Annotated in this window: 24 protein-coding genes and 2 tRNA genes; 9 read left to right on the top strand and 17 right to left on the bottom strand. The window is 65.2% G+C overall.

Annotated features, from left to right (window positions below; translation table 11 throughout):
• Positions 1–78 precede the first annotated feature (78 nt).
• The 3 genes from ntrC to dusB are packed head-to-tail and all read right to left on the bottom strand — an operon-like array spanning position 79 to position 3,580.
• Positions 79–1,494, bottom strand: coding sequence for a nitrogen regulation protein NR(I) (gene ntrC / locus QOL79_RS08840; RefSeq protein ID WP_283419354.1), 1,416 nt, complete (start codon positions 1,492–1,494; stop codon positions 79–81).
• Positions 1,491–2,585: a two-component system sensor histidine kinase NtrB gene (locus QOL79_RS08835; protein ID WP_283419353.1), complete on the bottom strand. Its 1,095-nt coding sequence runs from the start codon at positions 2,583–2,585 to the stop codon at positions 1,491–1,493. Before QOL79_RS08835 ends, ntrC begins: the two co-directional genes overlap by 4 nt.
• The gene (dusB, locus tag QOL79_RS08830) at positions 2,582–3,580 is read right to left on the bottom strand and encodes a tRNA dihydrouridine synthase DusB (protein WP_283419352.1); all 999 of its coding nucleotides are present in this window, start codon (positions 3,578–3,580) and stop codon (positions 2,582–2,584) included. Before dusB ends, QOL79_RS08835 begins: the two co-directional genes overlap by 4 nt.
• Positions 3,581–3,677: 97 nt before the next feature.
• On the opposite strand from dusB, the gene QOL79_RS08825 reads away from it, so the two are divergent.
• The gene (locus QOL79_RS08825) at positions 3,678–4,853 is read left to right on the top strand and encodes a bifunctional 2-C-methyl-D-erythritol 4-phosphate cytidylyltransferase/2-C-methyl-D-erythritol 2,4-cyclodiphosphate synthase (protein ID WP_283419351.1); all 1,176 of its coding nucleotides are present in this window, start codon (positions 3,678–3,680) and stop codon (positions 4,851–4,853) included.
• Between the two features lie 2 nt (positions 4,854–4,855).
• Positions 4,856–5,413 (top strand): CinA family protein, encoded by a 558-nt coding sequence (locus QOL79_RS08820; protein WP_058455893.1) that lies wholly within the window; start codon positions 4,856–4,858, stop codon positions 5,411–5,413.
• Here the strand turns inward: QOL79_RS08820 and QOL79_RS08815 are convergent.
• Entirely contained in the window at positions 5,356–5,835 is a 480-nt protein-coding gene (locus tag QOL79_RS08815) for a type II toxin-antitoxin system RatA family toxin (protein WP_058455894.1), read from the bottom strand. The genes QOL79_RS08820 and QOL79_RS08815 overlap by 58 nt on opposite strands.
• Entirely contained in the window at positions 5,836–6,780 is a 945-nt protein-coding gene (gene lipA / locus QOL79_RS08810; RefSeq protein WP_349306416.1) for a lipoyl synthase, read from the bottom strand.
• A gap of 62 nt (positions 6,781–6,842) precedes the next feature.
• Between lipA and QOL79_RS08805 the strand changes: the two genes are divergently transcribed.
• Positions 6,843–7,481, top strand: a complete 639-nt coding sequence (locus tag QOL79_RS08805; protein ID WP_283419350.1) for a carbonic anhydrase — start codon at positions 6,843–6,845, stop codon at positions 7,479–7,481.
• Between the two features lie 22 nt (positions 7,482–7,503).
• A complete protein-coding gene (locus QOL79_RS08800) occupies positions 7,504–8,082 on the top strand; it encodes a DUF2846 domain-containing protein (protein ID WP_283419349.1) in 579 nt (192 codons plus the stop codon).
• A 342-nt stretch (positions 8,083–8,424) separates the two neighbouring features.
• On the opposite strand, the gene QOL79_RS08795 is transcribed toward QOL79_RS08800, so the two are convergent.
• From QOL79_RS08795 to ettA, 3 genes are all read right to left on the bottom strand, one after another.
• Entirely contained in the window at positions 8,425–8,874 is a 450-nt protein-coding gene (locus QOL79_RS08795) for a hypothetical protein (RefSeq protein ID WP_283419348.1), read from the bottom strand.
• Between the two features lie 76 nt (positions 8,875–8,950).
• Complete coding sequence (locus QOL79_RS08790) at positions 8,951–9,355, bottom strand: PaaI family thioesterase (protein WP_283419347.1); 405 nt, start codon at positions 9,353–9,355, stop codon at positions 8,951–8,953.
• Between the two features lie 59 nt (positions 9,356–9,414).
• On the bottom strand, positions 9,415–11,094 hold the full coding sequence (gene ettA, locus QOL79_RS08785) for an energy-dependent translational throttle protein EttA (RefSeq protein WP_058456740.1): 1,680 nt from the start codon (positions 11,092–11,094) through the stop codon (positions 9,415–9,417).
• Between ettA and QOL79_RS08780 the strand changes: the two genes are divergently transcribed.
• The 3 genes from QOL79_RS08780 to QOL79_RS08770 all read left to right on the top strand — a co-directional run bounded on the left by QOL79_RS08780 (position 11,083) and on the right by QOL79_RS08770 (position 12,065).
• On the top strand, positions 11,083–11,415 hold the full coding sequence (locus tag QOL79_RS08780; RefSeq protein WP_283419346.1) for a hypothetical protein: 333 nt from the start codon (positions 11,083–11,085) through the stop codon (positions 11,413–11,415). The genes ettA and QOL79_RS08780 overlap by 12 nt on opposite strands.
• Positions 11,416–11,620: 205 nt before the next feature.
• Positions 11,621–11,998: a hypothetical protein gene (locus tag QOL79_RS08775; protein WP_156416629.1), complete on the top strand. Its 378-nt coding sequence runs from the start codon at positions 11,621–11,623 to the stop codon at positions 11,996–11,998.
• Positions 11,989–12,065: transfer RNA gene (locus QOL79_RS08770), tRNA-Pro, on the top strand. Before QOL79_RS08775 ends, QOL79_RS08770 begins: the two co-directional genes overlap by 10 nt.
• 6 nt (positions 12,066–12,071) lie before the next feature.
• Here the strand turns inward: QOL79_RS08770 and QOL79_RS08765 are convergent.
• The 4 genes from QOL79_RS08765 to QOL79_RS08750 form a co-directional block, all read right to left on the bottom strand.
• Positions 12,072–13,547, bottom strand: coding sequence for a M20 family peptidase (locus tag QOL79_RS08765; RefSeq protein WP_283419345.1), 1,476 nt, complete (start codon positions 13,545–13,547; stop codon positions 12,072–12,074).
• 57 nt (positions 13,548–13,604) lie between these two features.
• Positions 13,605–13,680: transfer RNA gene (locus QOL79_RS08760), tRNA-Ile, on the bottom strand.
• 60 nt (positions 13,681–13,740) lie between these two features.
• A complete protein-coding gene (locus tag QOL79_RS08755) occupies positions 13,741–14,763 on the bottom strand; it encodes a polysaccharide deacetylase family protein (RefSeq protein ID WP_283419344.1) in 1,023 nt (340 codons plus the stop codon).
• Positions 14,764–14,788: 25 nt separating this feature from the next.
• Positions 14,789–16,429, bottom strand: a complete 1,641-nt coding sequence (locus QOL79_RS08750) for a sensor histidine kinase (protein WP_283419343.1) — start codon at positions 16,427–16,429, stop codon at positions 14,789–14,791.
• A gap of 167 nt (positions 16,430–16,596) precedes the next feature.
• Between QOL79_RS08750 and QOL79_RS08745 the strand changes: the two genes are divergently transcribed.
• Positions 16,597–17,070 (top strand): Lrp/AsnC family transcriptional regulator, encoded by a 474-nt coding sequence (locus QOL79_RS08745; RefSeq protein WP_058456737.1) that lies wholly within the window; start codon positions 16,597–16,599, stop codon positions 17,068–17,070.
• A gap of 74 nt (positions 17,071–17,144) precedes the next feature.
• On the opposite strand, the gene QOL79_RS08740 is transcribed toward QOL79_RS08745, so the two are convergent.
• The gene (locus QOL79_RS08740) at positions 17,145–18,419 is read right to left on the bottom strand and encodes a tetratricopeptide repeat protein (protein WP_283419342.1); all 1,275 of its coding nucleotides are present in this window, start codon (positions 18,417–18,419) and stop codon (positions 17,145–17,147) included.
• 159 nt (positions 18,420–18,578) lie between these two features.
• Entirely contained in the window at positions 18,579–18,875 is a 297-nt protein-coding gene (locus QOL79_RS08735; RefSeq protein ID WP_283419341.1) for an Hpt domain-containing protein, read from the bottom strand.
• A gap of 68 nt (positions 18,876–18,943) precedes the next feature.
• Between QOL79_RS08735 and QOL79_RS08730 the strand changes: the two genes are divergently transcribed.
• Positions 18,944–21,307 (top strand): coiled-coil domain-containing protein, encoded by a 2,364-nt coding sequence (locus QOL79_RS08730; protein WP_283419340.1) that lies wholly within the window; start codon positions 18,944–18,946, stop codon positions 21,305–21,307.
• A 239-nt stretch (positions 21,308–21,546) separates the two neighbouring features.
• Here QOL79_RS08730 and QOL79_RS08725 read toward each other — a convergent pair whose 3' ends face one another.
• Genes QOL79_RS08725 through QOL79_RS08715 form a run of 3 tightly spaced genes read right to left on the bottom strand, consistent with a single transcriptional unit; the run spans position 21,547 to position 24,227 of the window.
• A complete protein-coding gene (locus QOL79_RS08725; RefSeq protein WP_058456733.1) occupies positions 21,547–21,807 on the bottom strand; it encodes a DUF1467 family protein in 261 nt (86 codons plus the stop codon).
• Between the two features lie 3 nt (positions 21,808–21,810).
• Positions 21,811–23,445, bottom strand: a complete 1,635-nt coding sequence (locus QOL79_RS08720; RefSeq protein WP_283419339.1) for a ribonuclease J — start codon at positions 23,443–23,445, stop codon at positions 21,811–21,813.
• Positions 23,442–24,227: a type III pantothenate kinase gene (locus tag QOL79_RS08715; RefSeq protein ID WP_283419674.1), complete on the bottom strand. Its 786-nt coding sequence runs from the start codon at positions 24,225–24,227 to the stop codon at positions 23,442–23,444. Before QOL79_RS08715 ends, QOL79_RS08720 begins: the two co-directional genes overlap by 4 nt.
• Between the last annotated feature and the right edge of the window lies 1 nt (position 24,228).

Genomic DNA, 24,228 nt, shown 5'->3' with positions numbered 1-24,228 from the left:
TGTTACGACAAAGCTGTTGCATAGAAAACACACAAAGTGCGCTCGGCGATCGATTACCGGCTCCGGCCGATCAGATCGTCAGGGTTGTGCGGGATCGATATCGAGCTGGCCCAGCCGCTTGCGCAACGTATTGCGATTAATTCCCAGCCGGCGAGCGGCTTCGAGCTGATTTCCGCGCACTTCGCGCAGCGTCCGGCGAAGCAGCGCGGCCTCGACGATCGCCTCCAGCCGCTCGTGAATCTCGCCGTCATGATCCGCGGCGGCCAGCTGCTCGCGCGCCCAGTCGTCGACCGCACGCGCGATCAGGTCGACGGGGTCGGCGGGCATCGCGCCCTCGCCGCTGTCGTGGAGCACCGATTCGACGTCGCGCTGGGTCACCGTCGTATCGCGCGACAGCACGGCCAGCCGCTGGACGACGTTGCCCAGCTCGCGGACGTTACCCGGCCAGTCGTGCCGTTCGAGCAATTGCATGGCCTCTGGCGCAAACTGGCGGTCGGGGAGCCCTGAATGGCGCCCGGCATCGACGAAGTGGCGCACCAGCGCCGCGATATCGCTCCGCCGGTCGCGCAGCGGCGGCAAAGTCACGGGAATGACGTTGAGCCGGTAGAAAAGATCCTCGCGGAAGCGGCCATCGGCGACGAGCGTCCGCATGTCGCGGTGCGTCGCGGCGATGACGCGCACGTCGGCGCGCAGCGCATGGCTGCCGCCGACGGTCGAATATTCATTGCTCTGGAGCACGCGCAGCAGCCGCGTCTGCGCCTCGAGCGGCATGTCGCCGATCTCGTCGAGGAAGAGCGTGCCTCCCGCTGCCTGTTCGAAACGGCCGGCGTTGCGGCTGTGCGCGCCGGTGAACGCTCCCTTTTCATGGCCGAACAGTTCGGCCTCGATCAGCTCGCGCGGGATCGCCGCCATGTTGATGGCAACAAAGGGACCGGCGCGGCGCAGCCCCGTCGCATGGATGGCGCGCGCGACGACTTCCTTGCCCGTCCCTGATTCACCGAGGATCAGCACCGCAAGATCGTTCGTCGCGAGCCGCGCGATCGTCCGATAGACCGCCTGCATTGACGGCGCACGGCCGACGAGACCATGGCTGTCGGCTTGCCCCGGATCGACCTTCGCCGCCGGCTGGTTGCTGCGTTCGAGCGCAGCGCGGACGCTTGCGGTCAGTTCTTCGAGGTCAAAGGGCTTGGGCAGATAATCATAGCTGCCGATCCCCGTCGCGCGCACCGCGGTATCGAGGGTATTCTGCGCCGACAGCACGATCACCGGCGTCTCTGGATCGACCCCGGCACCGGGAAGCGAGTCGATGCCGTCGCCATCGGGCAGCACGACATCGGTGATGATGAGATCGGGCCGGTTGTCGGCAAGCCACGCGTTGCGTTCGCCGACACTGCCGACAGACACGAACGTACCGCACTCGCCGGTCAGCGTCTCGCGGATGATCAGCGCGATCGCGGGATCATCCTCGACGAGCAGGATCGTCTTGCCGGTCATTCGCCGCGGCCTTTCTTGGGCACGGCCGGCAGGTGGACGCGGAAGCGGGTCCATTCCCCGTCGCGCATATGCTGGACGGTGCCGCCCATGTCGCGCGCCAGCTTGGCGACGAGCGCGAGGCCAAGCCCCCTGCCCTCGCGCTTGGTGGTCACAAAGGGATCGAACAGGTCGCCGCGGATGTCGGCGGGCACGCCGGGGCCATTGTCGCTGACGCTGACCTCGATCGGCAACGCGATGCGGCCGCGGCCGTCGCCATTGTCGATCGACAGGCCGTGGCGGAATGCCGTCGCGACGCGTACCACGCCGTCGTCGCGCCCGCCGAGCGCCTCGCAGCCATTGGTGATCAGGTTTAGCAGTATCTGCACGACCGCGTCATGATTGCCATGGACGAGCGGCAGCGAGGGGTCGAAATCCTCGGCAAAGCGAATGCCCGGAAACTGCCGTGCACGTGCGGTTTCGATCGCCTGGTGGATCGGCTGATACAGATTGAGCGGCGCACAAGCGATCGGCTGGCCGCGCGAGAAATGCTCCATCTGGTCGATCAGGGTGGTAATCCGGTCAACTTCGGCGCAGATGAGCGTCGTAAAGCGCTCGCCGCTGGCGTCGGTCTTGCGCGCCAGAAGCTGCGCCGCGCCCTTGATCCCAGCGAGCGGGTTCTTGATCTCGTGCGCCAGCATCGACGCCGCGGCCCCCGCCGCGCGGCCCGACCGTCCGATCGCACCGCCCATCAGCTCGGCATCGCTCTGCGAGGGCACAAGCGTCAGGATGCGGTGACCGCTGCGACCATAGGGCGCCATCTGCATGTCGACGAACGCCGATTTGCGCCCGCCGAGCGAGATTTCCGCGCGGTGTGCGAACAGCGCCGAGGTCGCGGGGTCGTTCATCCGCTGGCGATAGCTGCGATCCATTCCGATGACGTCATAGACGACGCGCCCGACCATCGCGGCGCGGCCGATATTGCAGAGTTGCTCGGCGGCGGCGTTGACGAACAGGATCACTCCGCCCTTGTCGATCAGCAGCGTGGCGATCGGGTGCGACTGGATGATTTCGTCATGGTCAAACGTCGGGATGCTCGACGTCAGCGCGCTCACGCAGCGGCCTTGCTCAGATATGGACCGTAAAAGGCTGCGAGCGCGTCGAGGACGCCCTTGCTGTCGGGGATCTGGTTGACCTTGTTACGAAACTCTGCCGAGCCGTGCAGCCCCTTGACGTACCAGCCCAGATGTTTGCGCGCCATATTGACGCCGGTCATTTCGCCATAGTGATCGATCATCGCACGATAATGCGATGTAATCACTTCATATTGTTCGTCGATGCCGGGGTCGGGCCGCTCGGCCTCGCCGCGCAGCGCCGCGATCACCTGCCCGAGCAGCCAGGGGCGACCATAGGCGCCGCGGCCGATCATCACGCCGTCGGCGCCGCTTTGCGCCAGCGCTGTCTTGGCATCGTCGGGCGAGCAGATGTCGCCATTGACGATCACCGGGATCGACACCGCATCCTTGACCTTGCGGACAAAGGCCCAGTCGGCCTCGCCGCGATACATCTGGTTGCGCGTGCGGCCGTGGACCGTGACCAGCTTGGCGCCGAGATCCTCGGCGATATGCGCAAGCTCGGGGGCGTTGAGGCTGTCATGGTCCCAACCCATGCGCATCTTGACCGTGACCGGAACCGACACCGCTCTGACGCAGGAGTCGATCAACGCCGCCGCGAGCTTCAGGTCGCGCATCAGCGCCGACCCTGCGTCGCCGTTGGTCACCTTGCGCACCGGGCAGCCCATGTTGATGTCGATGATCGCGGCGCCGCGGTCTTCGTTGAGCTTCGCCGCCTCTCCCATCTCATAGGGAGTGCAGCCGACAAGCTGCATCGACACCGGTTCTTCGACCGGATCCCACGCCGCCTTCTGGATCGATTGGCGCGTCTCGCGGATCGCTGCCTGGCTGGCAATCATCTCGGTGACGTTGAGCCCCGAGCCATAATAGCGGACGAGCTTGCGGAACGGCAGGTCGGAGACGCCCGTCATCGGCGCGAGGATCACGGGATCCGCGATGGTGATATTGCCGATCTGAATGGGCCTGAGCGGCGCCATGGCGGGGAGCTTTCGTTCGAATTGCCTAAATTTTGAGCAGCCCCTACACGCTAAGCGGCTTTCCCGCAAGGCGCGGCTGCGCTAACCGGCGCGGCTGATGACCGACTCCACGCCGTCCACCGTTCCGCGCGTCGCGGCGATCCTGCTTGCCGGGGGCTCTGGCACGCGCGCGGGTTTCGATCATCCAAAGCAACTCGAATTGCTCGGTGGCAAGGCCGTGCTGCGCTGGAGCGTCGATGCATTCGACGCGCATCCGGCGATTTCACTGGGCGTACTGGTGGCGAATGGCGACGTCATGGCGGCCGTGGATGGCATCGGGAAAGGCTGGATTTCCGCCGAACCGGGCGCCGAGCGCCAGCAATCGGTTGGCAATGCCTTGCAGACCCTTGCCGATTGGGAGGACGAGGCGCTGGTCCTCGTTCACGACGCCGCGCGCCCCGGATTGACGACCGATGTCATCGACCGGCTGCTTGCGGCGCTCGAAACCTCGGCGGCGGCGATCCCGACCCTGCCTGTTCCCGATACACTCGTCGAACAGGCGCATGGCGAAGCGGGAGAGGTCATCGACCGCAGCGCCCTCGCGCGCGTCCAGACGCCGCAGGCATTCCGCCTGGGCATCCTCAGACGCGCGCACGCCGCGGCCGTCGAAGCGGCGGCGACCGACGATGCGCAGCTGGTCCGGCGGCTCGGCATTGCCGTCGCTGCCGTCCCGGGCGACCCGCGGCTTCACAAACTGACATATGCCGAGGATATGGTAATCCTCGCGGGACTTTTGGGAGCGGGAACGATGCGAACCGCGGTCGGCATGGGCTATGACGTTCACCGCCTGGTTGCAGGCAAGCCGCTGTGGATCGGCGGGATAGAAATCGCGCATAGTCATGGACTTGAAGGGCATAGCGATGCCGATGTTGCGCTTCACGCCATCACCGACGCTATCCTCGGCGCCCTGTCGGACGGGGATATCGGCGACCACTTCCCGCCCAGCGATCCGCAATGGCGCGGCGCGGCGTCGCACCGCTTCCTTGCCTTTGCCGGCGAGCGCGTCGCGGCGCGCAATGGTCATATCGCGCACGTCGATCTGATGATCATCGCCGAAGCCCCGAAAATCGGCCCGCACCGCCCCGCCATCAGGGCACGGATTGCCGAAATCCTTGCGATTCCGGTCGAACGCGTTAGTGTGAAAGCCACAACGACCGAGCGGCTGGGCTTCACCGGCCGCCGCGAGGGGATCGCCGCGCAGGCCGTAGCGACCTTGGAACTTCCGGAGAATTGAGAGTGGTTTTCGACGCAGAAGCGCGCCTTGCCGAGCGCGACCAACTGGCCACGGCGGTCCTCGCCGCCAACCGTGCGGCGGGCAGGCGGATTGCAGTCGCCGAAAGCTGCACCGGCGGCATGGTCAGCGCCGCGCTGACCGACATTGCCGGAAGCTCGGACGTCTTTTCGGCGGGCTTCATCACCTATTCGGCCGACGCGAAGCAGAAGCAGCTCGATGTCAGTAGCGAGATACTCGAAACCTTCGGCGAGGTAGCGCTGGCGACGGCATGGGCGATGGCCGCCGGCGCGCTCGCGAACAGCGACGCCGATGTCGCGGTGGCAATCACCGGAATCGCTGGCCCCGGCGGCGGGTCGGAACGCAAGCCAGTCGGCCTCGTCGTCTTCGCGCGCGCGCTGCGCGGCCAGGATCCCGACGATTATTTCACCCAGCGTGTTCAGTTCGAAGCGACCGACCGCGCCGCGATCCGCCAGGCCGCGACTCTCTTTGCGCTCGACCTGCTTCAGCCCGAAAGGGACGCGCTGCGACCGTCGGAGGATATCGCGCTTCCGGCGCCATAGAGTTCGCCCGCGCGCGTTTCAAACGCGGCGATCATCTTGCGCAGCGCCTTGTCGAACATCTGCCCGGCGAGCGTTTCGAAGACGCGGCTGCGGAACGAGAAATCGACCATGAAATCGACGCGGCAGCCGCCGTTTTCGAGCGGCGCGAAATGCCATTCATTCTCCAGATGGCGCATCGGGCCGTCGATATAGCTGACAGTCACGGTCCGCGGCCGTTCCTTGTGGACGCGGCACGAGAAGCTTTCGCGCAGCCCCTTGAAGCCGACGATCATGTCGGCCACCGATTCATGTTCACTGTCGCTGCGGACGCGCAGCGCGATAACCCACGGCAGGAATTCGGGATAGCGCGCAATATCCGTTACCAGCGCGAACATCTGTTCGGCGCTGTGCGGCAGTTCGCGCGTCTCGTGATGCCGCGGCAATCAGTCCGCCCCAACCCGTCCCGGCCGGGCATCGCGCGCGAGCTGTTCCTCGCGCGCCGCGCGCATCCGCTCGAAATCGTCGCCGGCATGATAGCTCGACCGTGTCAGCGGCGATGAGGCGACCTGCAGGAAGCCCTTGGCACGGGCGATCTGCGCATAGGCATCGAACGCCCTGGGCGTCACGAATTCGGCGACCTTCGCATGTTTCGGCGTCGGCTGGAGATACTGGCCCATCGTCATGAAATCGATATCGGCGCTGCGCATATCGTCCATCACCTGGTGGACCTCCATCCGCTCCTCGCCAAGCCCGAGCATGATGCCCGACTTGGTGAAGATCGACGGATCGCGGCGCTTGACGCTTTCGAGCAGTCGCAGCGACGCATAATAGCGCGCGCCGGGACGGATCGTCGGATAAAGCCGCGGAACGGTTTCGAGATTGTGATTGTAAACGTCGGGACGCGCGTCGACGATCGCCGCGACCGCGCTTTCGGGCTTGTTGCGGAAATCGGGGGTCAGGATTTCGATCGTCGTCTGCGGAGTTTCGCGGCGCAGCGCCTCGATCACCTTCACGAACTGGCTGGCGCCGCCGTCGGGCAGGTCGTCGCGGTCGACCGAGGTGATGACGATGTGCGTCAGTCCCATCTTCGCTGCCGCCGCAGCCGTATGCTCCGGTTCGAGCAGATCGACGGGACGCGGCATCCCGGTCTTGACGTTGCAGAAGGCGCAGGCGCGCGTGCAGGTGTCGCCGAGAATCATCACCGTGGCGTGCTTCTTGGTCCAGCACTCGCCGATGTTCGGACACGCCGCTTCCTCGCACACCGTGTGCAGGTTGAGTTCGCGCATCAGCTTGCGCGTTTCGGCGTAGCCGGGGCTCGTCGGAGCCTTGACGCGGATCCAGTCGGGCTTGCGCGCGCGCTGGCTGGGAGTAGATGCGGGAGCGTTCATGGCGCCCACATAGTCGTGTGCGCGCCTCTTCTCAACCTCTCTACCTATGCTAAGGGGCGGACATGACTCACTTTGCAGACCTGATCGATGGATACCGCCGCTTTCGGAACGGCGGCTGGCAGCAGCAGCGCGACCGCTGGGACGAGCTGGCCGAGGGGCAATCGCCCAAGGTGATGGTGATCGCTTGCTCCGACAGCCGCGTCGAGCCCTCGCAGATTTTCGACACGAATCCGGGCGAAATCTTTGTCGTGCGCAACGTTGCCGCGCTGGTCCCCCCGTTCGAGACGACGCCGGGCCGTCACGGCGTTTCGGCCGCGCTCGAGTTCGCGGTGCAGTTTCTGAAGGTTGAGGAAATCGTCGTGATGGGTCACGGCCTCTGCGGCGGCTGCCACGCGGCGCTTCACCGCTCAATGGAAGGGGCAGAGCCCGGTCGTGGCGGCTTCATCGCCGACTGGATTGCGATGCTGGACGACGCGGGCGCCGAGGTTCGCGCTGCGCATCCCGACATCGACAATCGCGAGGCAGGACGTGCGATGGAAATGGCCGCTGTGCGCGTGAGCATAGCCAATCTGCGCACTTTCCCCTGTATCCAGGAGAAGGAAAAGCGCGGAACCCTGAAACTGCGCGGCGCCTTCTTCGCGATCAGCGACGGCGTGCTGCATGTGATGGACGACGCGACGGGAGATTTTGCGCCAGCCTGAGGGCACAAACAGGGAGGACGCGATGAGCAAGAATGCGATGTGGCTGACGATCATCTTCGCAGCCGCGATCTTCGGGGCGTTTCTGGGGCCGTCGCTCGGTAGCCTGCTCGGCGAGACGACGATGCTGATCCTCGCCCCCCTCCTCCTCATCGGCGTGATCGTCTTCTGCATTTGGGCGCTGTCGAACAACAAGAGCGGCAAGAAGGGCGATACCGCTGCGCTGGGCGAAGCCCGCGCAATGCGCGCGCCCGAAGGCAAGGGCCGCATCTACATCACCCGCCGCGGCTTCGTCGCCGCGCTGCAGGGGATGAACGTCACGCTGGACGGCACGGCGACGGGCCAGATCAAGTCGGGGCAGATGTTGATGGCCGATGTCGAACCCGGCACGCATCGCATTCAGGTCGGGACCGCGAAGGCGAAGCTCGCCAATGCGGCCGAGATGGATGTCGAAATCGGCGCGGGCGGCGTGGTCGTCATCGACGCGATGATCGAGATGGGAGCGCTCAAGGGCAGCGTGAAGCTGACCCGGCTCGACGCGGCGAAGGCGCGCGAGAATGTCAACGCGACCGCGCTGATCCTGTGGGAGGTGGCGCCGGCGTGACAGCCGATGTGCCGGGGTGAGGTAATGATCGTTCAGCGGCGGCAAACCGCCCTGGCCTCCTGTTATCGTTCCGGTCTGGACCCGGAATCCGGCCCGCCCGAGGGCCGTGCGATGGTCCAAAGTTCAGTAAAGTTCAGCCCTGTGCGGCGCTGCTTCGAACCCCACCCTAGGCTGCGAGCACCCCGTACGTCGCGCCGTCGCCGCGCCCGCAAACAACCGCATAAATGAAAGAGCCGGATGAAGGCTGGCATAGCCGGATAATGTAGGAAAGGCCTATTTGAGGGCGGTGTCGGTTTTGGAGTGGGAAGCGGACATCACGTAATAGGGTTAAGGCTCTCCCCCCTAGCTATGCATCTTAACAAATCGGCTCACACTGGTCATTTCGACTTGGCATCCATACGCACCTTGATGACCGAAACCACCGTTGGCTGTGGTGATCTTGCCAACGCCTTCGATCCAATATGTTCCTTCTTCAGCGATAAAATGCTGGTTAGTTATCAGATCCATATCCTTATTGGCTTTGTCATCGAAAACCAGCCAGCATCGTTGGCTATCATGAAGACATGCTGGCGCGTCTTGGGTTACCGATGCCGAGCAAAGTTCGACTGAACTTTCCTCGAATACATATCGAAATGGCGCCGCAATATGCTGTGGATTGCCGTAACTGGGGTCGTCCGAAGGGTCAGCATTTTGACTGTGAACAATCTGCTCCCGCGCCGTCCCTTCGTTCGCATTGCTGCATCCTGAGAGCGCGACAATCAAAAGAAGCGAGGAGGTTCGGTTTAGCGTCATTGTCCCAGATTGCACCATTGCCTAATTGTCCGCAATCGGTCGAAAAAGCCGCCATAGGTACCAATCGCCGCAACCCTCACGGTATCGCGTAGGTCACATTCGCCTGACCGACGGGCTTGTCGGCGTCGTCGGTCCAGATCCTGACGTCCATCACCGCAAGCCGCTTGCCGAGGCGGAGCATGTGCGCATCGGCGAAAAGCGGTCCGGGGCGGCAGGGCCGCAGAAACTGGTAGTTGAGCGCGCTCGTCACCGCCATCGCGACGGGCCCGATGTGCGCGAGGACGAGCGCATAGGCCGCCATGTCGGCGAACCCCATCTGTGTCGGGCCGGAAATCAGCCCGCCCGGGCGGAGCGCCTGTTCGTTCGGATCGATCCGCGCGCGGATATGGCCGGGTTCGGCCAAGACGACATGGCCGCGTGAGCCCGGCTTCGAATGCGGGAAGGCGTCCGCCAGGAAGGCGTTGAGCGCGTCAGCGTCCATGCGGATTGCGCCAGACGATATGGGCGCCGACACCGGTGCCGCGTCCCCCGCCATACCGGTCAGCGCGTCAACTTCTTGTAGGTCGTCGCGTGCGGACGCGTCGCCTCGTCGCCGAGGCGGCGGATCTTGTCCTCCTCATAAGCCTCGAAGTTGCCTTCGAACCATTCGACATGGCTGTTGCCCTCGAACGCCAGGATGTGCGTCGCAAGGCGGTCGAGGAAGAAGCGGTCGTGGCTGATCACCACCGCGCAGCCGGCGAAATTCTCCAGCGCCTCCTCGAGCGCGGCGAGGGTTTCGGTGTCGAGGTCGTTGGTCGGTTCGTCGAGCAGGAGGACGTTACCCCCCTCCTTGAGCATCTTGGCGAGATGGACGCGATTGCGTTCGCCGCCCGAGAGCTGGCCGACCTTTTTCTGCTGGTCGACGCCCTTGAAGTTGAACGCGCCGACATAGGCACGCGTCTGCATTTCGTGCTTGCCGATGTTCATCAGTTCGTGGCCGCCCGAAATTTCCTCCCAGACATTCTTGTTCGGGTCGAGCGCGTCGCGGCTCTGGTCGACATAGCCGAGACGCACGGTGTCGCCGATTGTGACGCTGCCGCTGTCGGGGGTTTCCTGTCCGGTGATCAGCTTGAACAGGGTCGACTTGCCCGCGCCGTTGGGCCCGATGACGCCGACGATGCCGCCCGGCGGCAAGGTGAAGGACAGATCCTCGAACAGCAGCTTGTCGCCATAGGCCTTCGAGATGCCGGCGACCTCGATCACCTTGCCGCCAAGGCGTTCGGGAATCTGGATGACGATCTGCGCCTTGCCGGGGGTACGCTTTTCCTGCGCCTCGACGAGCTGGTCGAAGCTTTTGATACGCGCCTTCGACTTGGCTTGGCGCGCCTTCGGCGATTGCCGGATCCATTCGAGCTCGTCGCGGATCGCCTTCTGGCGGCCCTGGTCCTCGCGCGCTTCCTGTTCGAGGCGCTTGCCCTTCTTGTCGAGGTAGGTCGAATAATTGCCTTCGTAGACAAAGTAACGGCCGCGATCGAGTTCGAGGATCCAGTTCACCACATTGTCGAGGAAATAACGGTCGTGGGTGACGAGGATGACGTTGCCCGGATAGTCGACGAGGTGCTTTTCGAGCCAGGCGACGCTTTCGGCGTCCAAATGGTTCGTCGGTTCGTCGAGCAGCAGGATCGACGGCTTCTCGAGCAGCAGGCGGGTCAGCGCGATCCGGCGCTTCTCACCGCCCGAGAGGTTCTCGACGCTCCAGTCGCCCGGCGGGCAGCGAAGCGCTTCCATCGCGATTTCGAGCTGGTTGTCGAGCGTCCAGCCGTCGACCGCGTCGATCTTTTCCTGCAGCGTCCCCATCTCTTCCATGAGCGCGTCAAAATCGGCGTCCGCGGGCGGATCGGCCATCAGCGCGCTGATCTCGTTGAAGCGGTCCATCATGTCGGCGACGGGGCGGACGCCGTCCATGACATTTTCCTTGACCGTCTTCGTCGGGTCGAGCTGCGGCTCCTGCGCCAGATAGCCGACGGTAATCCCCTCGCCCGGCCATGCTTCGCCGGTGAAATCCTTGTCGATGCCGGCCATGATCTTCATCAGCGTCGATTTACCCGTGCCGTTCGGGCCGACGATACCGATCTTGGCATCGGGATAGAATTGCAGGCTCAGGTTGTTGAGCGTCGGCTTCTGCGCGCCGGGATAGGTCTTGGTCAGACCCTTCATCACGAAACTATATTGGGCGGCCATGGATATGCTCCGGTAGAGGCTGGGCCGCGGTCGTGCGGCCGGGAGAGTTGGGCGCCGGTTAGCGAATGGGCGCGCGGTTGGCAATCGACGCTTGCGCGCGCGAAGCCGCCCGCCGGCGGCGGGACCAACGTCGGCGCACTGCTCGCGGCAGGCGTTCCTGCGGTCGACCTGGCCTGCGATGGCACGCGTTGTTTCGACATCCACCAAGCGCCCGACGACACGCCCGACAAGCTCGATTCCGCTCAATTGCGGCGGAGTGTCGTGGTCTGGGCCGCGACTCCGGCGATTCTCGCCACCGGCGAGGACAGCGAGTTGCCGTGATTGTTTCGGTCAAATGACAGAATTCCGCCCGCCCCGACCATCTCAATTATTTTTGTTGACGATTCACGCGGAACGGCTAAATCCCGCCGCTCGCGGGACGGGAAAGTTTCCCCAGCGCGGAAAGGCATTTTAGGGAGCCCACACATCATGAAGAAGTTTGCTGCTATCGCCGTTGCTGCCAGCATGTTCGCCCTCGCCGCTTGCGGTGAAAAGGCTGCTGAAGAAGCCACCACCGAAGCTCCGGCTGCTGAAGCTGTTGCTGAAGAAGGCGCTGACGCTGCTGCTGCTGGCGCCGACGCTGCCGCTGCTGGTGCTGACGCTGCCGCTGCTGGCGCCGACGCTGCTGCTGCTCCGGCTGCTGACGCCGCTGCTGCTCCGGCCGCTGACGCCAAGGCTGCTCCGGCTGCTGACGCCGCTGCTGCTCCGGCTGAAGAAAAGAAGTAAGTCACAGCCCCTCGGGGCAATGACCGAAACGAAAAGAGGCGGTCTTCCTTCGGGAAGGCCGCCTTTTTCTTTGCCCGTCACCTGCGGGTGGACTTCGCACGCGCGCCTGTCTAAGGCCGCGAGGCCGGTCGGGGAGTAGCGCAGCCCGGTAGCGCGCCTGCTTTGGGAGCAGGATGTCGCAGGTTCGAATCCTGTCTCCCCGACCAATCCCCCTATCCCGTCGATGTCGCAATCAGCCGCGCGTAGAAATCGATCATCCGCTTGAAGCTGTCGATCGCCATATGCTCGTTGGTCCCGTGGATCATCGCCGATTCCTTCAGCGAGAAATGCATCGGCATGAAGCGATAGACGTCCTCCGACACCGGCTCCATGCTCCGGCTGTCGGTCCCCGCAACGACCAGCGTCGGCGTGAGCACCGCATCGGGCGCGTCGGCGCGCGCGGCCGCGGCGATCCATTTCCAGCCCTGCGAGCTCGTCGACGACACGCGCGAGGGTTCGCGCGGCGGCTTGACCCAGGCGAGGTCGACCTTGATGTCGCCCACCGCTCCCTTCGCGCGCGCCATCACATCGGCCGAGCTGTTCCACGGCGCGATGCGATAGTTGATCAAGGCGCTCGCCGATTGCGGCAGGACATTCTCCTTGGGACTGCCTTCCAGCATCGTCGGCGCGATTGTCGTGTGAAAAGCCGCGGCGGTCGTGGGTGCAGCGCCGAGACGGTTCTTGAGGCTGCGCCCGAACAGCCACTGGTTTGCAACCGCCATCTTTGTCGCGCCGCCCTTTTTCGCGGCGAGCGCCTCGATCATCGACGCCCCGGGGCCGCGGAATTCGAGCGGGAACGGTTTGCCCGCGATCGCCAGCACCGCTTTCGCGAGCGTCGTCACGCCGGTTTCGGCGGGCGGCATCGAACTGTGCCCGCCGGGCGCGGGGGCAGTGACCTTCAGCGTGCCATAGCCCTTCTCCGCGATGCCGATCATGATCGCGGGCCCGTCGATGACAGGCGTGTCGGTCAGGACAATGCTCCCCTCGTCGAGGGTATAGATCGCCTTCACACCCTCGGCCTTCAGCTTCGCGGCGGCGGCTAGCGCGCCAGAGCCGCCCGCCTCCTCGTCATGGCCGGATACCAGATAGATGCCGCGCTTCGGCTTGAACCCGCTTTTCGCCAGCGCGTCGAGCGCTTCGAACAGACCGACAAGCGAGCCCTTGTCGTCGACCGTGCCGCGACCCCACACCGCCCCGTCGGCGATCGTCCCCGCGAAGGGCGGATATTTCCAGTCGCCTTCGGTGCCGGGCGTCACCGGCACGACATCCTGGTGCGCCATCAGGATCACCGGCGCGAGCGAAGCATCGCTGCCCGGCCAATGATAGACGAGCGTCCGGTTCGGCAGGATCGTGCGCTGCATCGCGCCATGCCCGGCGGGATAGGTGGACGCGAGCCACGCATGAAGCCGGTCCCATTCGGCGACGTCGTTGGCGGCCGGATCCTGATTCGATATCGTGCGAATCTGTGCGGCTTCGCTCAAATGGCGAACCGCCGCGTCCAGATCATAGACGGGCGCCGCCGCAAGCTTCACGTCGCGGCCGTCGGCGACATTCGCCGGCGCGAAGGTCGACGTGCGCACGCCGACAACGGCGGCCCCCACGACAAGGATCGATAGGCCGCCGATCAAGGCAATCCGAAGCTTTCCCATTCCCCTCTCCTTTTCGGCGGGCAATGGACAGCGATCGGTTTCGATTTGCAAGGGGAATGGTGGGCCCGGCAGGACTCGAACCCGCAACCTAGCCGTTATGAGCGGCCAGCTCTAACCATTGAGCTACAGGCCCCCGTTCCGGGGATGTGCGGGCGATAGCGGAGCGCAGCGGGCGTTGGCAAGCCGGTTGCGCTCATGCCGGCCTCTTCGCGGTCGCTAGCATCAGCAGGCCCGCCGTATCGGTTGGAACGACGCCGCGGCGCGCCAGATGGTCGAGCACCGCGTCCCACCAGCGATAGAAACGGTCGAGATCGGCCGCCGTCCGCACATAAGGGGTATTACCGGGACGCAGCGACGGCGAGTGGAACGAGAAGTTGAGGACGGGAACCCCCTGATCGAGTGCGATGTCGACCGCCCGGCACGCGCGATCGACGGGAATGCCTTCGGGCGTCAGTGCGATGCGCTCGACAAGCCCGAGACGCGCCAGCACCGAGCCGGCATAGCGGCCGTTCCGCGCGATCGGGTGATAAAGTCCCTCGCCCTTCGGTCCCATGAGCCCGCCGAAAACCGTCGTCACCGGAACCTCGAGCACTGGCCCGTGACGCGTCGCCACCCACCAGGGTCGAAGCGGGGCGCCGCGATAATCGGGCCCATGCCCTTTGCGATAATCGAAACCCGGCCTTACCGACGTGTCGCAGACAAAGCCTAGTTCGGCGAGCATCTCGGCGGTATCGCGGCCGAGGCCGTAACGCCCGGCGCGATAGACTTGCGGTGCGGCGCCGAAGCGGGTGCGAATGGCGTCGCGCAGCGCCGCCATCTTCGCCCGCTGGAGCGAAGGAGGAAGATTGCCGGTATAGCTGTTGCGCTCGCTCACCTCTTCTTCATGCGGCGGCGTGACCCAGGGATGAAGCTGGGCCCCGACGTCGCAGCGGCCGGCAGCGCGCGCCGGCGCAAGGATCTCGACGGCGCGATCGTCCTGCACGACGGGCCAGTCGACAAGATAGATCGGAACGACCGCGGAGCGCTCGAAATAGCCTTGGCATTCGGCAAGCGACGGGACCGAATCGAGCCGGTAGCCGCTCCGCGCGAAGGGCGCCGACCAGTCGAAATCCTCTTCGGTATCGATCGTGACCCAGAAACGCGGGCGTCCGTCATGGCCGAGACCAATCTGCTCGGCCGTCTCCGGATATGTCTGAAAGCTGCCCGCGGGCTGCACTTTCGTTCCCCTTTGCCCCCGGGGGCTATTCGCCCTGCTGAACACCGAGTTCGGTATCGACTCTCGGGTTGGCCGAGGGCAAATGCAAGGTCAAGGCGTTATGTCCGATGTCGAGCCGACCGCCGACGCTGCGGGCGAGACTGTCAACAAGCCGCAGCGAAAAGCCGAGGCTCAGGATCGCAGCCCCCGGCGCCTCCCCTTCGGGGCTGAAGCCCGGATCCAGCAGTTCGGCCGCCGTGGCGAAGCGGATCGCCAGCGGACGAACGATGCGCAATTGCAGCATGTCGTCCGCGCCCGGCTCGGTCACCAGCTGACCGACGAGGATGGTTCCGGGCTCCGAAATGTCGACGAGCGCGGTCAGCATCCGCCCGATCATCCGCCGCGAATTGGCGTCGCCGCCCTGTGCGAGAAAGGGGCCGCCGACGCGCGAGATACTAAGGTCGACGCGCTGGTCGGCAAGAAGCGCCGCGAGATCCTCCTCGACGCGCGTCATCACCATGCCCAGGTCGGCAACCTCCTCCGGCGCCAGCGGAGCGGGCCTGGGGTCGATCGCGCGCGCGGCGGTGTCCAGATCCTCGATAATCGACTGGATCGACGTCGCGTCGGTAACGATCGCCTCCGCCATCTTGCGATAGGAGTTGCTCACCGGGCCGAACATCTGACCGGATATGATCTGCGAAAAGCCGGAGATCGCGTTGAGCGGGCTGCGCAGTTCGTGAATCAGCTGACGGATCGAGTCGCCTGAATTCTGGCTGGCTGCCGGACGGCCGTAGGGCATCTCGTTGCGCTGCGGGCGCCGCGCGCTGCCGCGATACCCGCGAAACTGCCCCGTCGCCGGGTCGAACCAAGGCATCGCCGAGAAGCGCCACTCGCCCGCCTCCGACGCCGCGCCTTCAAGGATCATGCGCGCGTTCACGATCTCGGCGCGCTGGCGGAACGCGCCCGCTGCCGCGCCGTCGGCGCCGGGCTCGCCCCCGAACGCCGCATCGGCGATCGACAAGCCGATTGCGGCGCCGCGCGTAATGCCGTCGACCCAGCGAATCAGACCGTCGGGCCCGGTCTCGAACAGGAATCCGGTGCGTGCCGGACGCGGCGGCGGCTGCGTGCGGGTCGACTGGAACTTGTCGATGCGGCGGACGAGCTCGCTGATCTGGCTGGGAGCTCCCTCGAGGGCCGGAACCGGCCCGGCAGCGGCGGCCTCGGGCTCCGGCACGGCGACGGCCGTGGGCTGCGGCAGCGCGACCGATCCGGCCCCCAGACTTTCAAGCGCGCGACGAACCGTCTGGGGAAGATCCTTGCGCCCTGCAAGGACCGAGCGAGCCGTCGCAGCGGTCGCAGGAAGCACCGCGAGCCAGTCTCCCTCCGACAGGCGCGCGCGGCTCAGCATCGTCGCCGAAACCGCCGGCACGTCATTGGCATAAAAGGCAACCAGCGGCGCAAAACGGCCATGATGCGCGATCGCCTCGGCGCAATCGCGGCGAATCTTTTCGGGGACTTGCGGCCGCAGCAGAGCAAGGGCATGGAAAGCGCGGCGCACATCCTCGCCGGCTAGCTGATTGCCGCGCTGGGCAAGGATATCGCTGAGCTGACGCCACGCAGCGATGCTCGCACGGCCGTCTTTCGGGGCTTGGCGCAAGATGGTCGCGATCATCGAGTCAGCAGTCACGCGGGCCGGCCCCACACCCAGTTTGTTGGTTAGCGTATGTTTACCGGCTAGCGTGAATCCGCTGGTCATGAAAGTGCCATCGTCGACCACGTCACATTGTGGGACAATTGCAATCGGCTGAAATAATATTATGGTCGCTGCACTTTTGGAAAGCGGATGTTTCAAATATGGCCAGTCAGAAATTTGATCAGATCGACCTCCAGATCCTCGGGGAGCTGCAGAAAAACGGGCGGATGACCAATGTCGAACTGGCGCAAATGGTAGGACTCACAGCGCCGCCGTGCCTGCGCCGCGTCCGCGCGCTGGAAGAATCGGGTGTCATCCGCTCTTATCATGCCGATCTCGACGCCGCGAAGCTCGGCTATGGCATCACCGTCTTCGCGATGGTCAGCCTGCGCAGCCAGGCCGAATCCGACCTCAAGGCATTCGAGGACTATGTCGGAAAGCTTCCCGAAGTTCGCGAATGCTACATGCTGAACGGCGAAATAGATTTTCTGCTCAAGGTCGTCGCGCGCGACCTGCAGAGCTTCCAGTCCTTCCTGACCGCGCACCTGACGTCGGCGCCCAACGTGACGAGCGTGAAGACCTCGCTGACGATTCGTACCGCGAAACAGCTCGCCGGAATCCCGGTCGAGACCTGAGAGCGGTCGAGACGCCAAAAAAAGGGCGCCACCCCCGATGGAATGGCGCCCCCTCTGTGCCGTATCGCGCTGGATCAGGTGGCGGGGGCCGCCGCCACGGCGGCCGGAGCCGTTTTGGTCTGGACATAGACCGTCCACAGCTTGGCGAGCCGCGCACGATTGCCCTGCACCTTCGCCAGGGTGGCGAGCGCAGCGTCATTCTGCCCCGACAGCGCCTGCGCCACGCCGAGGCGATATTGCGCGATGGGATCGCTCGCCGCGATCGCCTCGTAAAGCGGGATCGCCTTGGCGATTTCACCGATGCCGACCAAGGCATCCGCGGTTGCGCGCGCCGCCTTGGGGTTCGTCACCGGCTTGCTGGCGTCCGCAAGGAGCCCGGGGCGGTCGGCCTTGGCCCGGTCGGTCTGCGAGCTCAGGATCTGCGAAAAGCGTTCATCCCGGTCGGTGAAAACCTTGTTCGCGATGCCCTGTTGAACCAGCGACACCACCTCGCCCGGATAGCCGGCTTCGGTCGCCATTGCCGCATATTCCAGATATTCGCCGCGATCGGTCATCGCGCCCGACGCTCGCATCAGGCGAAGGATGTCGAGGTTGAGTTCCTTGTCTGGACCCGCCTGCTGGAGCAGGATGTACAATGTATTGCGCCAGACCGCGGGCTGCGGATAGTCACGGACGCGAAGCGTCAGAATGTCGAGCAGTTCGTCGGTGCGCTTCGCGGCCTGGAGCGCCTTCGCCGGACGTACGTACAATTCCTCCGACGGCACCCGGCCCGCCGCGCGCTCGGCATCGATCGTCGCCTTGGCGAGCGCGATCCCCTGATCGACGCGCCCCGAGTTCAGATAGCTGTCCATCAGCAGCAGCGGCAGCGCGGAATCGGTCGATCCCGCCGCCTTCGCCGCCTCGAACCGCGTCGCGGCCTTGACATAGTCCTTCTTCACATAGGCGAAACGGCCCGAATAGAAATTATAGTTGCCAAGGTCGGCCGCCGGAACGAGGCCCGAATCGAGCGCGGTCTCCAGGCCCTGACTCTGGGTCGCCTCATCCTTGTTCAGGATACCGAGCTGCAGCGTGTAGAAACCCATCAGATATTTGTCGTCGTTCGAGGTCGCCGTCGCCTGCCCCTCGGCCAGCGCCGCCTGCAAAGCGGCGGCATCCTTGGCCTTGGTCGCGTCGCCCATCTTCTTCACAGCGGGCATGAATGCCTTGCTGGGCGAAACCTTCGGCCCCTGCGCGGCCTCTTCCTTCTTCGGCTTTTCCTTCGCCATGGCGGGGGTGGCCGTCGCCATCAGCGCGCAGCCCAAAACGGCGGCCACAGCGGTCGCGGTCGTCGGGCGGAAACGGGTGAACATCGATATCTCTCCTCTGAAACGGCCGCCTTGCCAGAAGCAAGCGGGGGTCAGCCGCGGTTCACAACGCGGCTAGCCCCGTAGCGTTGCCAAGGCAAGACGGCCGGGATCGATATTTGCAATGACAGGAGATGGCTGAACGGGGATTGAACCCGAAAACGCTCAGGCGAGGCTGTCGATCGCCGCGTTGATGTCGCGCAGGATCGCGGGATCGCCCGGCACGCCGTCCATCGCGACCTCTGCGAGCTGGATCAGCGGAATCACCCCGAAGGTCGCGGCAAGGCTCTTCATCCGCTCGGCGGCGACGCGCCAGTTGGCGTCGCACCGCGCGCGCCGCATCAGGTCCGCCAGTTCGCGCGTGTTCGCGGCAAAGCTCTCCCGCAGCTCTCGGGCTACCGCGGGATCGTCTCCGACCGCCGCATGAAGATACCGATCCAGGGGCCCACTATCGAACGACATTCCACAACCTTGCCGGATTGTGGTTAAGTTTCCGTTCCATGAACGCGATTTGATGCTAATATGGCCGGATGACGGGGGAAAAGAAGATCGTCGGACTGTGGCGGGATTCCGCCGCCAATCCGGATGCCGAAGCGCAGAACGAGGCGGCCGCCGCGGCGGCTGAGACCGCGCCTGTGGTTGAAACCGCCCTTCCCGAGGAGCGCGACTGGCTCGATATGTCAGCCATCACCCATGCCGCCCAGGACTGTGACGAAACCGATGCGGCAGGCTCGTCGTGGACGGACAGGATCGTTCCGGCGCTTCTGATTATTGTGGCCATCGGCTGGGTCGCCTTCGCGGCTGCGGCCGGAACCGACCGCTTCACCCGCGCGCCCGCCTTCGCCGCATGGCCGGTGCTGCTCGCGACGATCGCGATGCCGCTCACCCTGATCGCCGTGCTCTGGATGGCCCTCTTGCGATCGAGCCGGTCCGAACAGGCGCGTTTTGCGCGGGTTGCCGGCGCGCTTCGCGATGAGAATATGGCGCTCAATGCCTCGATGCGGGCCCTCGCGGAAAATCTTGCCGATGCGCAGCGCCAGCTCGGCGAACAGGCGCGCACGGTGCAGCAGCTCGGCGTCGATACCGTTCTGCGCCTCAACGAAAGCAGCGACAAGCTCGCGACGAACGCGTCGGTCATCGCCAACGCGCACGACCAGCTCGCGCGCTCGGGCGATGTGGCGATGCAGCGGATGGACGGCCTGCTCGCAGGCCTGCCGCGGATCGACGACGTCGCACAGCGGCTTGCTGTCAATTTCCGCGAGGCGGGCCTTGTTGCGCACCAGCAGGGCGCGAACCTCGAGGCCAAGCTCGCCGCGCTTGCCGAGGAAGCCGGCAAGACGGCGCAGATCGGCGAAGCCTCGGCTACCAGCCTGAGCGAAGCCATCGGCGTGTTGCGGCAACAGGCCAGCGACGCCGAGATGAGCCTGATCGCGGTCGCGTCGCAGGTGACCGACGCGCATGGCGTCGCGCTGGCGCAGATGACGCAGGCCTCGGCAACCGCGCGCGACGATCTCAAGGCGACGATCGCTGCGGTGACGGGGCAGATGGACGGCAGCTGGCGCCAATTCCGCGATAGTGTCGCTTCTGCGGCCGAGTTGCTCGACGCGCGCCTTGCCGCCGCACGCGAAGCCGGCGACACACTCGGCGCCCAGCTCGCCGCACATGGCGAAACGAGCGACGCGCTCGCCCGGCAGATCAGCTCGCATGTGGCAACGGTCGGCGAACAACTCGCGGCGCTCGACACCAGCGTTACGTCCAGCACCGGCGTCATCGGCCGCGCGATCGACGACACCAAGGGCCAGCTCGCCGCCTTCATGGCCGAAGCGGAAAAGAGCAACGGATCGGCGCACCAACTGATCACGCAGGCGGAGTCGCTGCTGCTTGCGCTCGACGCGGTAACGCGCGAGCTCGACGAGACGCTGCCGCACGCGATCGACCGCCTGAATTCGCACGGCAAGGCGACGCAGACCGCGCTGTCGCAAATGAAGCCGATGCTCGAAGCCTCCGAGCTCGTCGCGCAATCGACGCTGTCGCACGTGAACGCTGTCAAATCGACGCTGCAGTCGAACGAAGAGCAGATGGCGGCGCACGCCGACAGCCAGCAGGCGCTCGCCGATCGCATCAAGGCATCGCTCGCCGACGCCGACACCGCGCTCGCCCGGCTGCGCAGCGGCGCTGACGAATTTGCCGAACAGGGCGGCGCACGAATGATCGCGACGCTCGGCGAAGTCCGCGCGACCGCGGACAGCGCGGCCGAGGAAGCGCGCCAGACGCTCGAAAAGCTTGTCTCGGGTGCCCGCGATGCGATGAAGGCGACGGCAAGCGAAGCGATCGACGCCTCGTTCAAGACCGAGATCATGACGCAGCTCACCGCGATCGAGGAAGCCTCGCGCCGCGCGGTCGAAGCCGCCAACGCTGCAACCGACCGGCTGATGCGCCAGCTGATCACGATCATGGACACGAGCGCCAGCGTCGAGGCGCGCGCGATCGAGGCCGAACAGGCGATCGCCGCCTCCGACCGCGATTCGATGGCGAAGCAGGTCGGCGTGCTGACCGAGGCGCTCAAATCGACCGCGATCGACATGACCAAAATTTTGTCGAGCGAGGTCAGCGACACGGCGTGGGACGCTTATCTCAAGGGCGACCGCGGCGTCTTCGCGCGGCGTGCGGTCAAGCTGATCGAAAATGGCGAGGCGAAGGAAATCCTGCGCCTCTACCAGAATGACGACGGCTTCCACGCCGCGGTGAACCAGTTCATTCACGATTTCGAGGCGATGCTGCGCCTGCTGATGGGTGCGCGCGACGGGTCGGCGATCAGCGTCACCCTGCTCTCGTCGGATATCGGCAAGCTCTATGTGGCGCTGGCGCAGGCGATCGACCGCCTGCGGGGCTGATTGCGCTGAAGCAGCCCGGTTGGCCCGGCAGCCTTCGACCGGTTGGGAACATTCGTTCCTCCCTGTGGCGCAGCCATGGGGAGGTGGCAGCGCGAAGCGCTGACGGAGGAGCAATGCCGCCACCGTCGCGGGCCCCTCCACCACCGCCTAAGGCGGGGCGGTCCCCCTCCTCATCGCATCGCGACAGGGAGGATTATACGACCGCTCCCCACTCCAAAGCCGCCAAATCAGGTTACCGCTCAGGCCCGCCCGCTCAGCACATCGGGGTCGGCCCAGCCGTTCACATAAGCGATGTAATAGAGCACGAAGCCGATCGTCGCGACGATCGTCATCTGCAGCAGGATGCGTCCCGGTCGAACGGTGGCCGGCGCGCCCCGATCCTGCCCCCGCACCAGCGGCGTCGCATCATCCTCGGCGCGGCGGCCGTGGAAGGGCAGCACGAAAAAGGCGCTGAAAGCCCAGAAAAGCGTGTAGATTGCCAGGATAGACGTCCATTTCATGACTCAGACATCCACGATCAGCACGTCGGTAATCGGCTTCTTGCCGGTCCAGTCGGTCGCGACCCGCCGCACGCCGAGGCGGATCGCCTCTTTCAGCGCCTCGCGGTCGCGCGCCGGCCCCTTCACCGCCTGCTCGGCGGCTTCGTTCATTTCCTCGAGGAAGCTTTCGCGGTCATCCTCGACCGGCACGCCGCGATACTGGATCGCGCTACCCTCGAACTTGCCGTCCGACAGCACGACGGCGACCGAAATCTGGCCGTAAAGGGCGAGCTTGCGCCGTTCGTTGATCGTCTCGCCATCGGCGGGCAGGATCACGTCGCCGTCGAGGATCAGGCGGCCCGAACGCACGCGTTCGACGATCCGCGCCGACCCCGGTGCGAGGCGGACAAGGTCGCCATTTTCCTGCACCAGCATGTCGGGCACGCCCCGTTCGAGCGCAAAGCGCGCCTGTTCGTGCATATGGCGGATCTCGCCATGCACCGGCACCACGAGCTTCGGCCGCAACCAGCCATAGAGCGCGGCGAGTTCGGGCTGCCCCGGATGGCCGCTGACATGGATATGCGCCTGCTTCTCGGTGACGGTCAGCACGTCCTTCGCGGCAAGCTGGTTCATGATCCGTCCGATCGCAACCTCGTTGCCGGGGATCTGCTTCGACGAAAAGACGACCGTGTCGCCCGCCTCCAGCTTGATCTGGTGGATGTCGGCCGCCATGCGCGCCAGCGCGGCGCGCGGCTCGCCCTGCCCGCCGGTCGCGATCACCATCACCTTGTTGCGCGGCAGGCGCATCGCCTCGTCGAAATCGACCGTCGGCGGGAAATCCTTGAGGTAACCGACCGTCCGCGCGACACCGAGAATGCGGTCGAGCGAGCGTCCTGCGACGCACAAAGTCCGCCCCGTCGCCTTGGCAACCGCGCCAAGGGTCGCGAGCCGCGCCGCGTTCGACGCGAAGGTCGTGACGACCACCCTGCCCTTTGCCGCGCCGACCGCGGCCATCAGCCCGTCGCGCACGCTGCCCTCGCTGCCCGATGCCTGTGCATTGAAGGCATTGGTCGAATCGCAGACGAGCACGTCGACCCCCTCGTCGCCGATCGCGGTCAGCGCCGCCGCGCTTGCCGGCGTTCCGAGGATCGGGTCGTCGTCGAGCTTCCAGTCGCCGGTGTGGAAAACGCGCCCATAGGGCGTGTCGATCACCGCCGCGCTCATCTCGAGGATCGAATGCGCCAGCGGCACCAGCCGGATACCGAAGGGGCCGATGCGAAAGCTTTCGTCGATATCGACGACCCTGATCTCGACCTCTTTCTCCAGCCCCTCTTCGGCGAGCTTGTGCGCGATCAGCCCGGCGGTGAAGCGATTGGCATAGAGTGGTACGCCGAGGTCAGCGGCAAGATAGGGGATGGCGCCGATATGGTCCTCATGCCCGTGCGTCAGCACGATGCCGAGCAGGTCGTCCTTGCGGTCCTCGATGAATTCGAGGTCGGGCATCACGATCTCGATCCCCGGATAATCCTGGCTGCCGAAGGTCACGCCGAGGTCGAGCATGATCCATTTGCCGTCGCAGCCATAGAGATTGGCGTTCATGCCGATCTCACCCGATCCGCCCAATGCGAGGAAAAGCAGCTCCTTGCCCGGAGTCGTCATAATGTCGGCTTTCGTTGATGATAGAGATGCATCAGCCCGTTCAGCGTCAGATCGGGTTCGATGCGGTCGAACAGGTGCGCCTGTTCCTGGAACAGCGTCGCAAGGCCGCCCGTGGCGATCACCGTCAGCGGCCTGCCGATCTCGGCCTTCATCCGCGCGATCAGCCCCTCCATCATCGAGACATAGCCCCAATAGACGCCGATCAGCATCTGGCTTTCGGTCGTGCGGCCGATGACGCTGGCGGTCGCCGGCGCCTCGATCGCGATGCGCGGCAGCTTGGCGGCCGCGGCAACCAGCGCTTCGAGCGACAGGTTGACGCCGGGCGCGATGATCCCGCCGAGATAGGCGCCCTCGGGGCCGATATGGTCGAGCGTCGTCGCGGTGCCGAAACTGATGACGAGCTTGTCCTTGCCCGGCTCGACCGCCTGCGCCGAGATCGCGTTGACCGCGCGATCGGCGCCCACCGACTGCGGCTCGTCAACCTTTAGCGCGATGCCCCAGCTCACCGGATCGCGCCCCGCGACGAGCGCGTCGACGCCGAAATATTTGACCGCGAGCAGTTGCAGGTTGTGGAGCGCCCGGGGCACCACGGTCGAGATGATCACGGCGCCAACCTCGGCGCGGTCATGCCCCTCGATCCGCATGAGCTGGTCGAGCCAGACCATATACTCGTCAGCCGTGCGCCGGTCGTCGGTCGCGATGCGCCAGCGCGCGAGCAGTTCGGTTCCCCGGAACAGGGCGAATTTGGCGTTGGTGTTGCCGACATCGATCGCGAGCAGAATT

This window comes from Sphingopyxis sp. Geo48, assembly GCF_949769155.1.
In the GTDB taxonomy this organism is placed as follows: Bacteria; Pseudomonadota; Alphaproteobacteria; order Sphingomonadales; family Sphingomonadaceae; genus Sphingopyxis.
The sequence above is the reverse complement of the archived record's forward strand: the minus strand, read 5'-3'. Positions and strand labels throughout refer to the sequence as shown.

Coding starts and splice junctions, on each gene's coding strand:
- ntrC (WP_283419354.1), bottom strand. CDS start 1,494: ATGACCGGCAAGACGATCCTGCTCGTCGAGGATGATCCCGCGATCGCG.
- dusB (WP_283419352.1), bottom strand. CDS start 3,580: ATGGCGCCGCTCAGGCCCATTCAGATCGGCAATATCACCATCGCGGAT.
- QOL79_RS08825 (WP_283419351.1), top strand. CDS start 3,678: ATGACCGACTCCACGCCGTCCACCGTTCCGCGCGTCGCGGCGATCCTG.
- lipA (WP_349306416.1), bottom strand. CDS start 6,780: ATGAACGCTCCCGCATCTACTCCCAGCCAGCGCGCGCGCAAGCCCGAC.
- QOL79_RS08805 (WP_283419350.1), top strand. CDS start 6,843: ATGACTCACTTTGCAGACCTGATCGATGGATACCGCCGCTTTCGGAAC.
- QOL79_RS08800 (WP_283419349.1), top strand. CDS start 7,504: ATGAGCAAGAATGCGATGTGGCTGACGATCATCTTCGCAGCCGCGATC.
- QOL79_RS08795 (WP_283419348.1), bottom strand. CDS start 8,874: ATGACGCTAAACCGAACCTCCTCGCTTCTTTTGATTGTCGCGCTCTCA.
- QOL79_RS08790 (WP_283419347.1), bottom strand. CDS start 9,355: ATGGACGCTGACGCGCTCAACGCCTTCCTGGCGGACGCCTTCCCGCAT.
- ettA (WP_058456740.1), bottom strand. CDS start 11,094: ATGGCCGCCCAATATAGTTTCGTGATGAAGGGTCTGACCAAGACCTAT.
- QOL79_RS08765 (WP_283419345.1), bottom strand. CDS start 13,547: ATGGGAAAGCTTCGGATTGCCTTGATCGGCGGCCTATCGATCCTTGTC.
- QOL79_RS08745 (WP_058456737.1), top strand. CDS start 16,597: ATGGCCAGTCAGAAATTTGATCAGATCGACCTCCAGATCCTCGGGGAG.
- QOL79_RS08740 (WP_283419342.1), bottom strand. CDS start 18,419: ATGTTCACCCGTTTCCGCCCGACGACCGCGACCGCTGTGGCCGCCGTT.
- QOL79_RS08735 (WP_283419341.1), bottom strand. CDS start 18,875: ATGTCGTTCGATAGTGGGCCCCTGGATCGGTATCTTCATGCGGCGGTC.
- QOL79_RS08730 (WP_283419340.1), top strand. CDS start 18,944: ATGACGGGGGAAAAGAAGATCGTCGGACTGTGGCGGGATTCCGCCGCC.
- QOL79_RS08725 (WP_058456733.1), bottom strand. CDS start 21,807: ATGAAATGGACGTCTATCCTGGCAATCTACACGCTTTTCTGGGCTTTC.
- QOL79_RS08720 (WP_283419339.1), bottom strand. CDS start 23,445: ATGACGACTCCGGGCAAGGAGCTGCTTTTCCTCGCATTGGGCGGATCG.